Below are 16,176 nucleotides of genomic sequence, written 5' to 3'. Positions count from 1 at the left end.
CCTAGCAAGTATTCGGTCGGGCGTTCAGGCCCAAGTTTGGTAAGCAGTGACGCCAGCGGTCGCGATAGCAGCCGACTGCTCTGGCTTGCAACCAGCGACGCCAACAGAAGCAATGACCTGCCCTTCAACTATCAGCGGGACGCCGCCTTCGAGCGCGCCCTTAACGGGTGCGGATAGGAAGGCAGTCCGTCCACTGTTGATTTCAGCTTCGAAAAGCTTGGTCTCGCGACGTGCAATTGCTGCTGTGCGAGCCTTCTCTTCCGCGATATACGAACTCACGGGCGCCGCGCCATCCATGCGCACTGTCAGGAGCGGATGGCCGCCGTCGTCCATGACTGCAATTGCGACAGCGAGGCCTGACTTTTCCGCTTTCTCGATGGACGCTTCCATCATGACGCGAGCCAGAGCAAGACTTGCCACGCGTTTGGTGAGTAAGGTCATAGTCGAGACTTAGTGAAGGAAGCCAGTCGAGAACCACGGCACGAATGCAATCAGAATGACCGCGCAAACGAACACGCTCATGTAGAGGAAGATGTCCTTCATCGCCTTTTGCGGCTCGACTTGACCGATTGCGCAAGCTGAGTAGAAGCCAACGCCGAATGGCGGGGCAAACAGGCCGATGGAAAGCGAGAGCACCACGACGATGGCGTAATGCACGCCGTGAATGCCGTAGCTCGTCGCAATCGGGAACATCAGCGGCGAGAAGAGCACGATGGCTGGGAAACCTTCGAGCACGCTGCCGAGAATCGCGAAGAAAGCGATAGACACGAGCAGAAAGACAGTGGCTCCGCCAGGTAGGCCCTGCATCATTGTCGACAGGTCGTCCGAGAAGCCGCTTTGAGTAAGAGACCATGCGACGCTGCCCGCCAAGCCGGTGACCAGAAGAATGGCGCCGGTCAATGACACAGTGGCAATCAGCGACTCGCATACCCGCTTAATCGGGAACTGCCGATAGACCAGAATTCCGCAGATAACCGAATACAGGACGCCGATGGTTGCAACTTCAGTTGCAGTCGCGACGCCCTCGACCACGGCCGCGCGAATCAGAAACGGAAGCGGAATGGCCGGCAAGGCGATGAACATGGCCTTCCGGATTTCAGCTCCTGTGGCTTTCGGACAGTCAGGCGCTGCGCGACCACGGTTTCGGACATATACGACCACGGCGAGCGCAAGCAGCCCTACGATTGCAGGCACAAATCCACCAATGAAGAGCGACGAGATGGACACGCCTGACGCAACTCCGACTGCAATCAGGATGATGCTAGGTGGGATGGTTTCCGCCATCGCACCGGAGACCGAGAGCAGCGCAACGAGCTCGCCCTCCTTTTCTCCCCGTTTCTTCATTTCCGGCAGGATGATGGGCGCGATGGCTGCCATGTCCGCGGACTTCGACCCCGAGATGCCGGACACTAGGTACATACCACCGAGCAGCACGTAATGGAGACCACCCCGTGTATGACCAAGCAACGCAACCATCAGATTGATAATGGCCTTAGCGAGACCGGTCACATCCAGCAGGACGCCGACCAAAATGAACATCGGAATCGAAAGCAGCGTGATGTCTGAGATGGCCGCGTCGAGGCGATTCATGATGATGGACGTGGGTGCATTCGTCATCAGGCTGAGATACGCCATCGCGGCCAAAGCAAATGCAAACGCTATTTCGACACCCATCCCGATACATGCAAGCACCAGCACTACGAAAAAGAAAATCAGGTTGTAGTTGCCGATGTCTTGAAGCGAATTCTGCGCGAAATGGAGCGCTGTTCCAATCGCAATCAAGAGCAGCAAGGAAACGACAAACGACCGAAGGGAGGCAATCTGAACGAGCTTGGTGGCTGCGGTTACGGTCATGATGCCAAACCCGACCACCATTGACGCAGTTCTCACCGAAAGGTGCCACTGCAGTGCTGGCGTCAGTTCGTTCCACGAATGGAGGGTGAACGTCAACGCAGCATGCAGCAGCGCAACCATGAGACCCAGGAGCAAGGTCCACGCGAAGGTCGACACGCGCGCCTGAGTTGCGGGCCGCAGCTTCTCGACGATGAAGCCCAGACGCATGTGCGCGCCGCGACGCAACGCAACTGCGGCACCAAGCATCGATAGCCAAGCGAAGAGAATGAGAGCGAACTCGTCGGTCCAGAAAATCGGACGATGGAGCACGTATCGCGAGAATACGCCCACCCCCAGTATTACCGACTCCATAATTAGGATGACCGAGGCCACGGCGCCAGCCCAGCTTCCCAGCACCTGCTCGAGTCGCACGAGGAGGCTCGGGCCCGTTTGGACTGTTGTTGAATGTACTGACTCTGAACTCATTGAGATTGCCTTCATTTCAGGTCCTCGCTTGTCTGAGTGCCCAGATACTTCAGATGGGGGCTACAGTTTTTTCGTACAGGGCCCATGCCTCCGGACCGACCGCGTCACGCCATGTCTTGTAGAAGCCCGCGTCCAGGAGCTTCTTGCGGAAAGGCGCAGGGTCGACATTGTTGATTTGCAGACCCTTCGATGCGAGGCTTGTCTTGAGGTCCGTGTTGAGCTTGACCATATCGGCACGTTGAAGAAGCGCCGCTTCGTTAAAGGTGGTAAAGAAGGCCTCGTGCAGGTCCGGAGGAAGCGACTTGAGCTTTTCGCTGTTGACGACGACGGTCAGGCCGTCCCACATGTGATTCGTCAGCGAGCAGAACTTCTGGACTTCGTAAAACTTCCAGAACTCCACATGGGTCAGCGCGTTTTCCTGGCCGTCGGCGATATGTGTCTTCAGCGCCGAGTAGGTTTCCTTTATGCTCAGTGCAGTCGGTGCCGCGCCTAGCGATACGAAAAGCGACTGCTGGATACGCACCGTCGGAACGCGAATCTTCAGTCCCTGCAAGTCCTGGACGGACTGAATCGAGCGAACGTCATTGGTGATTTGCCGGAAGCCGTTGTCGTACACCTTGTCTAGCGGCGTCACGCCGAGCGTCGACAGTTTTCCGCGGACGTAATTTCCGAGCTCTCCGTCCCACGCTTTCCATACTTCGTCGTAGTTTTTGTAGCCAAATCCCAAGCCTGCGATGTTGGCCGACGGAACCATCGACTCAAAGAACAGCAGCGAGGTACAGACCGAGTCCAAGGCACCCGAGCGGACTTGGCTCATCATGTCGCTGTCGCCGCCAAGCGCGCTGTCCGGGAAAATGCGCACCTGCAACCTGCCACCGGTTTTCTCCTGGACCTTCTGAGCCGCCGCCTTGAGTCGGATGTTCAGCGGATGCGCTGCGGGAAACGAGTTCCCAATCTTGATGGTGGCTTCCGCCGCCTCCGCAAATCTGAACTGTGCTGCCAGCGGAAGCGCGGCTGAACCTGCTGCCATGCGCATAAAACTTCTACGAGTAATGCCCATCAGCGACTCCGAATAGGTTGCAATTTACAAAAGTGTCGATTGGCGACAATCGTCAACAACGGTATTGCAGAATGCGGGCCAAGCGGCGGATGAAGGGCAGTCTAGTAAGCTAAAGACCTGTCACACATAGGTTTTTACCCGTAAACGTCGCTTAATCTACGGTGCGTCGCAACATCACCAACGAGCTTTTCCGGTGCAACAGCGTCAGAAATGATGCGTTTCGGCACAAATCCGGGACATCGTTTTGATCGATTGACAACAATCGACAATGGACTTAGATTGTCGCCAATGCAGCACCGTCTACCAACTTTCGAAGTTCGAACGAGATTTTGGGAGCTTTAGCGATGGAACTTGACGTCCCTGTTGGAACCGCAGTCGTTGGCTGTGGCCGAGTGTCTGACGCGCACATCGGCGCAATCAAATCTCAGCCGAGCGCTGGGACACTTGTCGCAGTCGTCGACCAAAATCTCGACCTGGCGCGCGCAACGGCTGAAAGGTACGGCGCGAAACACGCCTTCAGCAGTATCGAGGAGGCGCTGCGGGTTCCTGAAATCGAAGCGTTCGACCTGTGCTTGCCCAACCATCTGCACGGCACGGCCTCGATTCAATGCTTGAATGCAGGGCGTCACGTGTTGGTCGAGAAGCCGATGGCGGACGACTACGAGACAGCTGTGGCGATGGGCGCCGCCGCTGACGCTGCCGGAAAGATTCTGGCCATCGGTCAATCGCGCCGTCACGGCTCAGCAATTCGCTACGTGCAAGACCATATGTCCGAGTTCGGCACGCTGCGAGCGATTCAGGCGTCGTTCTGCATGTACTGGGATGGCCCGCAGGCGCCGTGGTGGGCGGAGCGCACCCCGGAGGAAGGTCTGGTGTTTTCCCTCCTGGGCTCGCACACCATCGATTTCGTTCAGATGGTGCTTGGCCCGAACCCGATTCGAGTGCATGCGGAGGCTGCGCGACTGCGTGACTGCTGGAAGGCCGAAGACGAGGCGTTGATTCTTCTGCGCTACCCCGAAAACAAGATGGCGACGGTTCACCTCTCCTATAATCAGCAGCCGTTCTTCGAGCGTTACTACCTTCTCTTCGACAAGTCCATCGTCGAAGTTCGCGACGTGAACACGGTTCTGGTGAACGATGAGGTCGTTTTCAGGCCTGTTGAGGGAGCAACGCTTCTGGTCGCCAACGAACTTTTCAAGAACCAGTTCGCCGAGTTCGCCGCTGCCTGCCGGGGGCTTCCGAACCGCAGTGCCTTGCACCCGCATGGAATCGCTCTGATGCGAGTCATCGACGCGGCGCTGGAGTCGTCTCTGAAGAATCAAACGGTTAATCTAAACTGGTAGTCAGCAGCCGGTGCGACTGGCAAACCTTGCAAAGTAGTATGGGAGTAGCGTTCAAATGCCTGCAAAGAATCGAATTGCCCCTGTTTCCAAGCTTTCGGTGGAAGCCCAAGCAACGGAAAACCTTCGCCAGTACGTTCTCTCCGGCGCTGTCAAGCCAGGGGAGAAGCTGACTGAGGTCGCTTTGGCGGACGAGATGGGTGTAGCCCGCGCAACGCTCCGATTCGGACTGAACCGTCTGGCTGCGGAAGGCCTGCTTGTAAAAACCCCCTACACTAGCTGGGAAGTTCGGACGCTGACTGCTGACGACGCCTGGGAACTCTGGACGCTGCGCGCGGGGCTGGAAGGCCTCGCGGTTCGTCTCGCGGCGGACAACATGGGGCCCCGCCTCAAGGAAAAATTCCAGTACGCCTTCGACGAACTCGTCGAGGCCTGTAACAGTGGTTCGTCCATAGAGGCGTCCGAAAAGGACTTGGGTCTGCATCGGACAATTGTGAACTCCCTCGGTCATTCCCGGTTGGCCGACCAATACAAACTCGTCGAGCAACAGGTTCGCCTCTATATCAACATCTGCAACGTCCTGATGGGTTCCGACCTTCCGGCCGTCGTTGACCAGCATGTCCCTATGATGGAGGCGCTGTTCCGCGGTGACGGAATCAAGGCAGCCCATGAGGCATGGGTGCATAACGAGAGTGAAGGCGGGAAGCTCGTCGCTTACCTCCAGCAGCGCGCCAAAATGGAGGCGGCCGGCGCCACTCAGTGAGTAGAAAGACGTAAAACAATTTAACGAAGCGCCGGGCATAGACTATTCGCTCGGCGTTCCAGCTGTTCTATCGGTTTAGCGAAACACAACTCGCGACCGCTTAATTTAGTCATACTTATTTATAAGAACTCCTCTTGTACCCGCTCCTCCATTAGCGGGAGGGTATCCAACGCTCGTAGCTTTGTCGCGATGAACCGTCGTGGTCGGCGCAGGCTTTCGCAGGAGCCTGCATAAGGACTGTCCAGATTTCCAACAACCTCTCGGTCTCGAAACCATGGCTCCAAAAAAGCTCCTCCCAGATGCCTTCACGCTCTCACTGCTTGGCACCGTGGCGCTAGCTTCGATTCTTCCCGTACACGGGCCGTTCGTGGCGAGCTTCAATCTCCTCACCAACATCGCAGTTGGCTTACTCTTCTTTCTGCATGGCGCCAAGTTGTCGCGCGAAGCCATCGTGGCTGGTGCAACGCATTGGCGACTGCACATCACGGTGTTGCTGAGCACCTTCGCTGTATTCCCACTGGTCGGCTTGCTGCTGAAGCCCATCATGTCACCGCTCGTGACTGCGCAGTTGTACACCGGTGTGCTCTTTCTCTGCACCCTGCCCTCAACGGTTCCGTCATCAATCGCCTTCACTTCAATAGCCCGCGGCAATGTATCTGCGGCAGTCTGCAGCGCATCAGCGTCGAGCCTGCTCGGAATTTTCATTACCCCGGCCCTGGTAGGATTGCTTTTGACGAACAATTCGGGCAGCGGCGTGTCGCCTTGGCATACCGTTTGGAATATTGTTCTGCAATTGCTTGTGCCCTTCATCGCAGGTCAACTTCTGAGACCGGTTATCGGAACATGGGTTGACCGCAACAAGTCGACGCTGAAGTTTGTCGACCAAGGTTCAATTCTTCTTGTCGTGTACGGCGCTTTCAGCGAAGCACTGATGGAAGGACTTTGGCATCGGATTCCTCTTGCAGCGCTGGCTGGGGTCCTTGTGGTCTGCACGGTAATTCTCTGCACTAGCCTTCTCATCACGATACTCGCTAGTCGTTGCCTCCGATTCAATCGCGAAGACCAAATCACGATTGTGTTTTGTGGGAGCAAGAAGAGCCTCGCGGCTGGAATTCCAATGGCCAATGTGATTTTCTCTGCGTCTTCTGTCGGGGCTGTGGTGCTCCCGCTGATGCTCTTCCATCAGATTCAGCTAATGGTGTGCTCTGCGCTGGCTCAACGCTGGGCAAGTCGTTGGAAGGACAACGAGCGACAAAGTCTTCGGGAAGTCGTGTGACCTTTGGAGCTCGTGTGGAGTTCTTCACGCCACACGCAAGCTCGCCGCGACTTGCACGAACAAGATTCTGGTAACGCGCGATTTGCAGTGTGCGCGTCGCATGAGAACTCACATCGCTTCGGCGGACAGTGACGTTATTGTTAAAGACTGGCCGTCTACGGAAGATTCCTCATTCGTTCATCCGTATCATCGATTGGCAAGCGATTGTATGCGTTGGTCAACGCTACCGCCCGCGCGCGCTGTAATCAATTCAGGAGCCAGGTCATTTAGACCTGCCCAGACAGCATCCGAGCTCGGTAGTCTTCCAGTCTCACTCCTTAGACCTCTTCCATGGAAGCATGGGTTTGAGCTCTGCTTTTGCATTTAGTCTTGCGGCTAGCGTAACGAGAGTACGCCTTCTCACGACAAATCTACTAGAACGGACACGGAGCGGGAGCCAATTTTGCGGGCGTGCGACGGTTCATGCCAACTGGACAACATCGTCTCAACCTCCGCCTCCAGCCACTCTCGGAATACAGCGTATTCCGTCCGCTCCAGTGCGCTCCTATGCGTGACGAGATGATGGTGCCTGTCATGAAAAACCAGAGACTCTTCCGCCGGCCTTACAAGCAGCCCGCTTTCAACCTGGCGATGTACTAAATGATGCCATCCCAGCAAAACTCCTTCACCGGCTTCGGCCTGCGAAACCAAAAGCCGATAGTCGTTACTTTCGAGGTTTTCTCCTGCCACCGACCGCTCGTCGACGTCGCCTTCCTGAAACCAATTGCGCCACACGCGCCAATCGACATGTTCACCGAGGTGTGTGCGACCAAGCGGAGACAGGCTCAGCATTGGGTGTCTCAACAATTCGAGCGCCGAAGGACGTTTTCCGCGGAACTTATCCTCAAAGAACTGCTTGCTGCACACCGGATACACGATGTCATGGAAAATACCCTTGACGGCGTATTCCGCTGCTTCGCGTGGCGGGTTTTTTGTAATTATCACATCGGGCTCAATGAGCCCGTCAAATTCTCTGTAGTGGTCAGTGACTACGACATGAAGCCGCACTTGTGGACATTGCCTTCGGAACGCCGCAAGCCGAGGCGCCAGCCACAACGCGGAGAATGCAAGAGACACGCACACGATGAGTACGCGTCTCTCCTGTCGACGGAGCGCCTCGACAGACTCAGCGATGTTCATGATGGAAAGGTAAGACGCGTTGTACAAAATCTTACCCGCTTCGGTGAGCGCAATATGCCTACCGGTGCGCTCAAAAAGAGCAATGTCCAACGAATCCTCGAGCTCTTTTATTTGACGGCTTACCGCCGCCTGGGTCACACAAAGAACGTCAGCGGCCTGCGTGAAGCTCTCATAACGCTCGGCCGTCACGAAGCACCGCAGCGCTCTAAGGGGAGGCATCTGTGCCAGCAAACGGTCAGCGAAAGGCTGAATTCTTGGCATGGTGAGCATTTTTCGTGGCCGCATTAGGCACGACAAACTGACGGTGCAGCCGCCACAGATGAGGCGATGGGAGCTGAAGCATTCGCTTTACGCTATTGGCGACAGCACCGCCGAAGCTGCGCCGAGTCCAAACGTCGAAACGCTCGATTGCGAAACCATTGAGCGTTTCTCGAGGTACGACGTCCGCGTCAGGCTGCGTTACCGATAACGGCAACCAGGTCACCAATAATTTCCATTTTCGGCGAAACGCCAAGAGAGATTTTCGTGATTTTCAAGATGGCGCCTCCGTGCCGTTTGAATCTCGATGCGAAGAACTATAATTGTCCGGCGCTGAAAAAAATTGTACGTTTCGGACAATTGACGGGACGAAACAGAAGCAGCATAAGCGGAGCAATTATTCTTCCTCGCGGACAGGCAAACCGCTCGCCGAGACTGGGGCTGCGCTCAAAATAGGCATTGCACCAATTCGCGATTTCACCCTCGGTCGCTCTTCTGCTTCGTCAAGTTTCTGCGCTTGTTAGCAGGCGATGAAGACTTCAGCACGCAAATCTACTGCTCGCGGGAGCTTCTATCTCGCGCCCCCTCGCCCACCCAAGTGAGCAGCGGGTTTTCCATTCCGCCGACCAAATTGCTCGGCGACCCTTCCGATTTCGGCTAGGCAGTGATACACCGTGGGCTGCAGCGGTGCTACCTCCGTTGGGGACGACCTTTACCTATTTGTACAATCCTGTGTTGGGCCGCGCGTTCCGTTCGTTGGGAAGCACGGGCCAATTCGTCCTTGCCCAAGTGGGATACCTGACCGGAAAGCGCTGCGCCGTTCCGTCTCGGTCGCACAGACAATGCGACCCAAATTCGATGGCGGATTCATCACCTAGCTCTCTGGATTAAACCCGGCGATGTATTGGGTAGAAGCCACCAGCAGCAATACTCGCTCGCACAAGGCGCTACGCTACCTAATGGCAGACCGAGGGTTCGAAGAGATGCAGGCGGTAAATAACGATTTGAAAATCGGCCGCCATTTCTCGGACTAGCGCGTCGTGAATGCCCTCGGCCTCATGAGGCAACCAACGTTTGAGCCAGGTCGATTGCAGGCATCGCAAAGGCAATTGCGACGACCGAACGAAAACTCAACGCGACGTTTTCGGAAGCACCCACGTATTGCGCCCCATCAATACTGGCGCGGCGTGCGCCTAAGTGCAGCGAAGTGGATGGTGGTCAATAGTGACCGGTCCATCACGCAGATAGTCTATGAGTGTGGATTTACAGATAGTTCCCACCGTAGCCGCTGGTCCAAACGGGAACGCAGCGTCACGCCCCTCGGCTGCGTGGGCCTCAGGGCAGACATTAGCTCCATTGAGCCCGCACTGTGCGTGCTTGCGAAGACACAGCCGCCGCTCACATTACTAACGCGTTACTTCGTATGCCGGCATCAACGGTCCCATATCGAATCAAACCTTCGCCGTGAGATTCCTTGTGTCCCACCGTCGGCCTACCGCCGGCGGGGCGAAGTGCGGGTGCCGCGGCTCATCTCGATTCAAGTTTGTAGTGCGCCTGCGTCCGCCACAAGCAGCGCCGTCATATTCACGATACGACGGACCGTAGCAGAGGCTGTGAGGATATGCACCGGTCTTGCTGCGCCAAGCAGTATGGGGCCGATGGCGATGTTGTTCCCTGCGGCTGCCTTCAGCAGGTTGTACGAGATATTCGCAGCGTCAATGTTGGGAAGAACCAGCAAATTCGCATCGCCAACCAACGTTGATTCCGGAAGCACCTCATTGCGAAGTCTCGCATCCAGTGCTACGTCGCCATGCATCTCACCATCTACCTCGAGGTCAGGAGCTCGCTCCTTGAGCATTGCGAGAACGTTGCGCATTTTCTGCGCGGAGGGAGCATGGCTAGTACCGAAGTTCGAATGAGACAGAAGCGCAACCTTCGGCACGATACCAAAGCGCTTCACTTCTTCCGCCGCCAGAAGCGTGATTTCTGCAAGCTGCTCCGCAGTCGGGTCCACGTTCACGTGAGAATCGACAATAAAAACCTGCCGACCAGGTAAAACCAGCGCGTTCATTGCTGCATAGACATTCGCCCCGTCCCTCTTACCAATAACCTGGTCAATGAAGTGCAGATGCCTGTGTGTCGTACTCACGGTGCCGCAAATCATCCCATCTGCTGAGCCCTTTCGGACCATCATCGCGCCGATGAGCGTTGTCCGGCGCCGCATTTCGAGCTTCGCCATCTGCTCGCTGATGCCTTTCCTCGCCATTAGTTTGGCGTAGGTCTGCCAAAAATCCCGATAACGCTCGTCGTGGTCGGTATCAACGACTGTGAAGTGTTTGCCTGGCAAAAGGCGCAAACCGAACTTCTCAATTCGCTGCTGGATGACTGCTGGGCGTCCGATAAGAATCGGTGTCGCTAGCTTCTCGTCGACGGCTATTTGCACCGCACGGAGCACGCGCTCTTCTTCACCTTCCGCGAAAACTATGCGTTTTTTCTCCGGCTCGACGCTTCGCGCGAGCTGAAATACCGGCTTCATCGTCGTACCGCTGTGGTAGACGAACTGTTGCAGGTGCTGCACGTACGCATCCATGTCCTCAATGGGGCGTGTCGCAACACCACAGTCCATTGCGGCCTTCGCAACCGCCGGGGCAATCTTCACTATGAGACGCGGGTCGAACGGTTTCGGAATAAGGTATTCCGGACCGAACGAAAGGTCCTGGACGCCGTAGGCGGTGGCCACAATGTCGCTCTGCTCCTGACGCGCGAGTTCCGCGATGGCGTTGACTGCGGCGATTTCCATCTCCTTCGTGATGACGGTCGCTCCGCAGTCGAGAGCGCCGCGAAAGATGAAGGGAAAGCACAAGACGTTGTTGACTTGATTCGGATAATCCGCGCGGCCCGTCGCTAGCACCGCATCTGGCCGCACTTCGAGCGCAATTTCTGGCAGGATTTCTGGCGTCGGATTTGCCAGCGCCAGAATCAGCGGCGTCGCAGCCATTTGCTTGACCATCTCCGGCTTGAGCACGCCTCCCGCCGACAGTCCAAGGAAAATGTCTGCACCTTCGATTACGTCTGACAGCGTGCGCGCGCTCGTGTCGCGAGCGTACCGCTCTTTATCGCGGTCCATGAGTTCTCGGCGGCCTTTGTAGACCACTCCAGCCAAATCTGTGACGTAGATATTTTCGAGCGGAAGCCCAAGGTCCACCAGGAGATTCAAGCAAGCGAGCGCGGCGGCGCCAGCACCGGACGCGACTAGCGTAACCTTTTTGATGTCCTTGCCTATCGCCTTGAGCCCATTTTGGATGGCCGCAGCCACGACGATTGCAGTGCCGTGCTGGTCATCATGAAAAACAGGAATTTTCATGCGTTTGCGGCACTCCCGCTCGACGATGAAGCAGTCAGGCGCTTTGATGTCTTCCAAGTTGATGCCGCCAAACGTCGGTTCAAGCGCCGCAATCACGTCGACGAGCTTGTGAGGGTCACGCTCATTGAGTTCAATGTCGAAAACGTCAATGCCGGCGAACTTTTTGAACAGAACCGCCTTTCCCTCCATGACTGGTTTCGACGCCAGCGGCCCGATGTCGCCGAGACCGAGCACAGCCGTACCGTTCGAAACGACACCGACAAGATTCGCACGTGCAGTGAAGCGCGCAGCATTGAGCGGATTGGCTACGATTTCCTCACACGCGAAGGCGACACCTGGTGAATATGCCAGCGACAGGTCCCGCTGGTTAATCATTTGCTTGGTCGGTGCGACTGCTACCTTTCCCGGCGAAGGAAATTCGTGGTAGTCGAGCGCTGCTTCGCGAAACGCGGCTTTGTCGGATTGCTTGTTCATTTCTAAACTCGTCGGAAAGTTTGGCGATACATCGAGTTGGCGGCGGTCTCAAGCCGAGCGGCCGCCAGCCATCAGTGGGCGTTCGGGCGAACTGCGGTCTGCGCGGTCATTGCAGGCGCCGCTTCTGGATGGTCGAGCGGCGCGAAGCCGTCGTCGTCGCCACCGCCTCGACGGTCCAGGACTGCACGTGCAGTATCCATATCGAGTTGGCCTTCCCATCGCGCCACAACGACCGTCGCCACACCATTTCCAATAAGGTTCGTAACAGCCCGTGCCTCGTTCAGGAAGCGGTCGACGCCAAGCAGGAGGACGAGTCCTTCTACCGGAATCTTGTGCATCGAGGCGAGCGTGGCTGCAAGCGCCACAAAGCCTGCGCCTGCAACACCAGCGGAGCCTTTCGACGTGAGCAGCAGGACGCCGAGAACAAGGAGTTGGTCCCAGATAGTCAGATTGACGTTCATCGCTTGAGCGATGAACAGCGCGGCCATAGTCAGGTAGATTGCTGTTCCATCCGCATTGAACGTGTAGCCGGTAGGCAGCACCATGCCGACGACCGGGCGCGAACAGCCCATCCGCTCCATCTTGATGAGCATCTGCGGCAGCACGGCCTCCGTAGACGCCGTTCCGAGCGTGATAAGGATTTCGTCCTTGATGTAGCGGAGATATTTAAAGAGCGACAGTCCGCACATCCTCATGACGAAGCCGAGCACCACGACGACGAAGAAGATTGACGTCAGATACAGGCACAGCATCAATTGACCAAAAGATGCCAGCGTGCCAATGCCGTACTTTGCAATAGTGAAAGCCATCCCGCCGAATGCACCAATCGGAGCGACGTACATCACAATTCGCACGATGCCGAACATTCCCTGCAGGAACATGTCGAGCATGTCGACGAACGGCGCCGTTCGAGGACCAAGCTTAGCGAGCGAAATTGCGAGCAGCAGCGAAAAGAAGATGATGGGCAGTATCTCCCCGTTGGCGAAGGCGCCGACGATACTGTTCGGAACGATGCTCATAAAGAAGTCGAGCATCCCGTGCTGCTTGGCCGCAGTCGTATAGGTCGAGATGGCCGACCCGTCGATATGTGCGGGGTCGATGTTCATGCCGCTTCCGGGCTTGAACACGTTCACGACGACCATACCGACAAGCAGCGCAATGGTAGAGGCCACTTCAAAGTACAGGACTGCTTTGACACCCACGCGGCCTGCTTCGTGAAGATTGTTCATCCGGGCGATGCCTACGACTACCGACGCAAAGATAATCGGTGCGAGCAGCATGCGAATAAGTTTGATGAACAAGTCGCCCAGCGGCTTAAGTTGCGAGCCGATGTCCGGATAGAAATGTCCGAGAAGGATACCGGCAATGATGCCGATGAGAACTTGAACGTAGAGCTTCGAGAGGGATTTCCTGACTCGTGATACCAGCATGTCTGTCTCCTATGCCTGGCGTCTTTTTCGTTGAATAAAGGCGAGCGCGGCCACAGCGGACCAGGTCCACTGTGGTGAGCACGGCCTCTTTTTCGCTTGCGTTGCTTTATTTTTGTAGTCGAAGCATCGGCGAGAACCGCCGATGCTTTTTGCCTCCGCCGAGCTTATGCGGACAGCTTTTTCATCTCGACGATGAGGTCGGATTTACCTTCGAAGCCGATGCCCGGAAGGTCCGGCATGGTGATGTAGCCGTTGTCGACCTTAACGCCGTCAGGGAAACCGCCGTATGGCTGGAACAAGTCCGGATAAGACTCATTGCCGCCAAGGCCCAGGCCCGCCGCGATGTTCAGCGACATCTGGTGACCGCCGTGGGGAATGCATCGGCTCGGCGACCAGCCGTGTTCGCGGAGCATGTCGAGCGTGCGCAGATATTCCACGAGACCGTAGCTCAACGCGCAGTCGAACTGAAGCCAGTCGCGGTCGGCACGCATCCCGCCGTAACGGATGAGGTTGCGAGCGTCCTGCATCGAGAACAGGTCCTCACCTGTTGCCATCGGCTTGTCGTAGTAGTTGCGCAGCGTGGCTTGCAGTTCGAAATCGAGCGGGTCGCCCGGTTCCTCGTACCAGAACAGGTCGTACTGCGAGAGAGCCTTCGCATATTGGATGGCGGTGTCGAGGTCGAAACGGCCGTTCGCATCGACGGCGAGTTTCTGCCCGTCTTGCAGCACGCTCAGGATGGAATCGATACGACGCAGGTCTTCGTCGAGCGAAGCGCCGCCAATCTTCTTCTTCACGACCGTGTAGCCACGGTCGATGTAACTGCGCATCTCGTCTTTCAGCTTCTCGTGGTCCTGGCCCGGATAGTAGTACCCACCCGCCGCATACACGAAAATCTTTCGGTCTGGCTCGCCATTTCCATAACGGTCAGCAAGCAGTTGGAAGAGCGGCTTGCCTTCAATCTTGGCGACTGCGTCCCAGATGGCCATGTCAATGGTGCCGATGGCAACCGAACGCTCTCCGTGACCACCGGGTTTTTCGTTCGTGAACATCGTCGCCCAGATTTTGTGCGGGTCGAGATTGTCACCTGCATCGTTCACCAAGGAAGCGGGGTCGGCTTCCAGGATGCGCGGAATGAAGCGCTCCCGCATCAACTTGCCTTGACCGTAGCGACCGTTCGAGTTGAAGCCATAGCCGACGACTGGCTTGCCGTCTCGTATGACATCAGTAATTACGGCCACAAGGCTCAACGTCATCTTGCTGAAGTCGATGTAGGCGTTACGAATGGGGGAACTGATGGGGATAGTCTTCTCGCGGATTTCGACGATTTTCACGGCAATGTCTCCAGGGTTTTTGGCGGGTGTTGCAGCCCAACCGCTACAACATGAGACGCAGCTTAACCTCGAAAAACACTGCTAAACTGCACTTTCATTCACATCATTTTTCACATCCGGTGAATACTGAAACTCAGACGGCGACGGATTTTGAATTCTTCATACTTCTGGCTAAACTCAGGAGTCTGTCCGGCGCTGCGCGTGCACTTGACCTTTCACCTCCCGCGGCAACCAAGCGACTCGGGGTCATCGAGCAGCGGCTGGGAGTGCGCTTGGTCAACCGGACGACTCGCAGCGTCAGCCTCACGCCAGAGGGCGAGACATATCTACAATACGCTTCACAGATAGTTGGCCAGGTGCGTGAGATGGAAGAGGCAATCTCAGGTGCGAAACGCGACCCGCAAGGCCTGCTGCGCATCAACGCTACGCTTGGCTTCGGCCGGACAACGATTGCTCCTCTCGTCTCGGAATTTGCAAAGCGCTTCCCCAGCGTCGAGGTTCAGTTTGAGGTGACGGACCGCCCTGTCGACCTCATCGAGGGTGCATTCGATATGGCCATCAGATTCGGCGAGTTGCCCGACAGTCGCCTAAGCGCACGGCGCATCATGAGCAATCGTCGGTTCCTCTGTGCCTCTCCAAAGTATCTTGAAAAATACGGCACGCCCGAGCGTGTCGAGGATTTAGCCGACCATCGCTGCATCATCCACAGACAAAATGACGATGCTTATGGTGTATGGCGCTACATCGTGAATGACCATACTGAGGCCATCAAGGTCAAAGGGGCGCTATCGAGCAACGATGGAGACATCGTGCTGCGCTGGGCACTCGAGGGGCACGGAATCTTGATTCGCTCTGAGTGGGATTTGGCGAAATACGTGCAGAGCGGGCGTCTGAGCCTCGTGCTGCCGAACACCGTTTTGCCGTCCGCGGATTTATTCGTCTACTATCCTCGGCAGAAAAATCAGACTGCTCGGGCTCGCGCTTTCATCGACTTCTTGGTCAGCCGTTTCCAGGCGCCGTTCACGCCGGTCAAGGCCGCTTCGGAGCCTCGCGAAAAGAAGCGACGAACGCCCCGCCAAGCAGCTAGTTCGGAATAAAGGGTATCCTCGAAGTGAAGACCCTCAATGAGAAGGTTGATGGAATGCACCTCTCGAGGCTCTACCGTGCGGTAAGAGCTCCTTTTTGTTTTTGGTTTTTAGAAAGGACCTGCACTTGAGAAGGAGCTTTTTAGAGTCTCATAGAGAGACGGGTTTAAATGCGCATGCACGGAGAGCCGCGCTAAGCGCGGCTTTTCGTAAGCAACATCTGGCTCGTCCTGGGGTACTCGTGACCTCGTCAGGGTCGATGTCGTTCTTGCTTAGGTTCGAAGAGTTCTCAATAAG

The 16,176-nt window shown here is 56.4% G+C and carries 11 protein-coding genes and 1 pseudogene; 5 read left to right on the top strand and 7 right to left on the bottom strand.

Annotated features, from left to right (window positions below; genetic code table 11):
- Nucleotides 1-24: 24 nt before the first annotated feature.
- The 3 genes from AWB74_RS21245 to AWB74_RS21235 form a co-directional block, all read right to left on the bottom strand.
- The gene (locus AWB74_RS21245; RefSeq protein WP_061148711.1) at nt 25-441 is read right to left on the bottom strand and encodes a GlcG/HbpS family heme-binding protein; all 417 of its coding nucleotides are present in this window, start codon (nt 439-441) and stop codon (nt 25-27) included.
- Between the two features lie 9 nt (nt 442-450).
- Nucleotides 451-2,265, bottom strand: a complete 1,815-nt coding sequence (locus AWB74_RS21240) for a TRAP transporter large permease (RefSeq protein WP_235024646.1) — start codon at nt 2,263-2,265, stop codon at nt 451-453.
- Between the two features lie 103 nt (nt 2,266-2,368).
- Complete coding sequence (locus tag AWB74_RS21235) at nt 2,369-3,349, bottom strand: TRAP transporter substrate-binding protein (RefSeq protein WP_160110301.1); 981 nt, start codon at nt 3,347-3,349, stop codon at nt 2,369-2,371.
- A 374-nt stretch (nt 3,350-3,723) separates the two neighbouring features.
- On the opposite strand from AWB74_RS21235, the gene AWB74_RS21230 reads away from it, so the two are divergent.
- The 3 genes from AWB74_RS21230 to AWB74_RS21220 all read left to right on the top strand — a co-directional run bounded on the left by AWB74_RS21230 (nt 3,724) and on the right by AWB74_RS21220 (nt 6,758).
- A complete protein-coding gene (locus tag AWB74_RS21230) occupies nt 3,724-4,722 on the top strand; it encodes a Gfo/Idh/MocA family protein (RefSeq protein ID WP_061148709.1) in 999 nt (332 codons plus the stop codon).
- Nucleotides 4,723-4,777: 55 nt separating this feature from the next.
- Nucleotides 4,778-5,482, top strand: coding sequence for a GntR family transcriptional regulator (locus tag AWB74_RS21225; protein WP_061148708.1), 705 nt, complete (start codon nt 4,778-4,780; stop codon nt 5,480-5,482).
- A 274-nt stretch (nt 5,483-5,756) separates the two neighbouring features.
- The gene (locus tag AWB74_RS21220; protein WP_061148707.1) at nt 5,757-6,758 is read left to right on the top strand and encodes a bile acid:sodium symporter family protein; all 1,002 of its coding nucleotides are present in this window, start codon (nt 5,757-5,759) and stop codon (nt 6,756-6,758) included.
- Nucleotides 6,759-7,157: 399 nt separating this feature from the next.
- Here AWB74_RS21220 and AWB74_RS21215 read toward each other — a convergent pair whose 3' ends face one another.
- A complete protein-coding gene (locus tag AWB74_RS21215) occupies nt 7,158-8,198 on the bottom strand; it encodes a LysR family transcriptional regulator (protein WP_061148706.1) in 1,041 nt (346 codons plus the stop codon).
- Between the two features lie 1,055 nt (nt 8,199-9,253).
- Here AWB74_RS21215 and AWB74_RS48625 point away from each other — a divergent pair.
- A pseudogene (locus AWB74_RS48625) lies at nt 9,254-9,502 on the top strand (helix-turn-helix domain-containing protein); the annotation flags it as partial.
- Between the two features lie 230 nt (nt 9,503-9,732).
- Here AWB74_RS48625 and AWB74_RS21200 read toward each other — a convergent pair.
- The 3 genes from AWB74_RS21200 to AWB74_RS21190 all read right to left on the bottom strand — a co-directional run bounded on the left by AWB74_RS21200 (nt 9,733) and on the right by AWB74_RS21190 (nt 14,794).
- Nucleotides 9,733-12,033 carry an NADP-dependent malic enzyme gene (locus AWB74_RS21200; RefSeq protein WP_061148704.1) on the bottom strand — a complete coding sequence of 767 codons (2,301 nt, stop codon included), beginning with the start codon at nt 12,031-12,033 and terminating at the stop codon, nt 9,733-9,735.
- 71 nt (nt 12,034-12,104) lie between these two features.
- Complete coding sequence (gene dctA, locus AWB74_RS21195) at nt 12,105-13,463, bottom strand: C4-dicarboxylate transporter DctA (RefSeq protein WP_061148703.1); 1,359 nt, start codon at nt 13,461-13,463, stop codon at nt 12,105-12,107.
- Between the two features lie 164 nt (nt 13,464-13,627).
- The gene (locus AWB74_RS21190; RefSeq protein WP_061148702.1) at nt 13,628-14,794 is read right to left on the bottom strand and encodes a mandelate racemase/muconate lactonizing enzyme family protein; all 1,167 of its coding nucleotides are present in this window, start codon (nt 14,792-14,794) and stop codon (nt 13,628-13,630) included.
- 119 nt (nt 14,795-14,913) lie between these two features.
- Here AWB74_RS21190 and AWB74_RS21185 point away from each other — a divergent pair, with 119 nt between their 5' ends.
- Entirely contained in the window at nt 14,914-15,891 is a 978-nt protein-coding gene (locus tag AWB74_RS21185; RefSeq protein ID WP_061148701.1) for a LysR family transcriptional regulator, read from the top strand.
- Nucleotides 15,892-16,176 lie beyond the last annotated feature (285 nt).

It is taken from the genome of Caballeronia arvi (assembly GCF_001544695.2).
GTDB lineage: Bacteria > Pseudomonadota > Gammaproteobacteria > Burkholderiales > Burkholderiaceae > Caballeronia > Caballeronia arvi.
Note: the sequence above shows the minus strand (reverse complement) of the source record. Positions and strands in the feature narration are given on the sequence as shown.